The organism is Arthrobacter sp. Y3221157, assembly GCF_059089865.1.
In genome coordinates this window covers 1-1,392 of the sequence record NZ_JBNHFD010000192.1, presented here as the reverse complement: position 1 = coordinate 1,392, position 1,392 = coordinate 1, and the positions used below count along the sequence as shown (strand labels likewise).

General features: G+C 69.9%; 2 protein-coding genes. One reads left to right on the top strand and one right to left on the bottom strand.

Annotation, left to right across the window (positions count from 1 at the left end; all coding sequences use genetic code 11):
• On the bottom strand, nucleotides 1-301 hold a 301-nt coding region (locus tag AC5RTT_RS20560; RefSeq protein ID WP_494146707.1), incomplete at its 3' end, for a PspC domain-containing protein.
• 124 nt (nucleotides 302-425) lie between these two features.
• Here AC5RTT_RS20560 and AC5RTT_RS20555 point away from each other — a divergent pair.
• On the top strand, nucleotides 426-1,392 hold a 967-nt coding region (locus tag AC5RTT_RS20555; protein WP_494146706.1), incomplete at its 3' end, for a PspC domain-containing protein.

The window sequence follows — 1,392 nt, the reverse complement described above, 5'->3', positions numbered from 1 at the left end:
AAAGGTCAGGACCAGGAGCCGGCATCCCGGCCGGGGACCCTGCCGGCTGGCTCACCGCAGGCGCAATGGGCGACGCCGGGCGGCGGGCATTGCGCCTGGCGGCCTCGTCTGCGGTGGGAACCATGATCCACAGCCAGGCGTAGAAGACCAGTCCGGCGCCGCCGGCGAGGGTGGCGAGCGCCATGGCAACCCGGACGTTCTTCACGGGCCAGCCCAGATGGACCGCCAGGCCCGAACACACCCCGGCGATCACGCGGTCGCTGCTGCGCGCCAGGGGTGGCCGTGCCGGGAGGGTCGTCATGGTTCAATCCAAGCACGGATCAGGGTTCCCCGGACCGGATTCCGGCGGCAACCGGGGGTGACTCAGGGACGGTTCAGGGTATTCCCCAGTAGAGCCCCACCAGCCCAAACGCGAGGATTTAGGTATGAACTCGCAGACCCCCTCCCCCGACGACGGCCAGCCCACCGAGCCCCTGCCGGGTCCCGGCAGCCAGCGGCCCACCGAGCCCCTGCCGTCCTCCGTGCCATCAACTCCGGACCCGTCCGCGGGCCCTTCCGCTCCGCAGGACGCGGACAGGAATGACGTCGGGACCGGCGACGGCCGGAACAGTTCCGGCTACCAGCCCGGAGCCAGCAATCCTTCCGGCAGCCATGCGGCCGAGTCCGGCGCGCTTCCCGGCCCGCAGTACGCTTCCACTGCCCCCTCCCAGTCCACGGACTTCTTCCCCTGGGTCCGGAGCCATGGCATCCACCGGGGCGCCGACCGCTGGGTGGGCGGTGCCTCCAGCGGCATCGCCAGCCGGCTGGGCGTGGATCCGCTGATCATCCGCGGCGTCTTCATCGTCCTCACGCTCTTCGCCGGCATCGGCGTGCTGCTCTACGGCCTGGCCTGGGCATTCCTCCCGGAACCGGACGGGCGGATCCACGTCCAGGAAGCCGGGGCGGGCCGCTGGACCACCGGTATGACCGGCGCCCTGATCGCCACGATCATGGGCCTGACGGGCCTGGGTGGCGGATTCTGGGGCTGGAGCCATAACGGCTTCGGCGGCTTCCTCTGGACCGTCTTCTGGGTGGGCGGCGCGATCTACCTGGTCTACTACCTGTCCCAGCGCAACAAGGGCGCGAGGCCGGCGATGGCCGGACAGCAGCCGGGTACCTACAGCGGCACGTACGACGCCGGGTACCCCGGAACTGCCGCCGCCTCCTCCTTCTCCGCCACCGGAACAACCTACGGCAGCGCCCCCGGGTCAGGTTCCATGCCGTCCTACGGCGGCGGCTCGGGCACCGGTTCCTACGGGGACGGTAATCTGGAAAGAACGCCTGGAGGGGCTGTACTTTGCCGTTCACCGGCTGTCGTCCCATTTCCAGCGTCGGAATATTCAGCATCCAGTA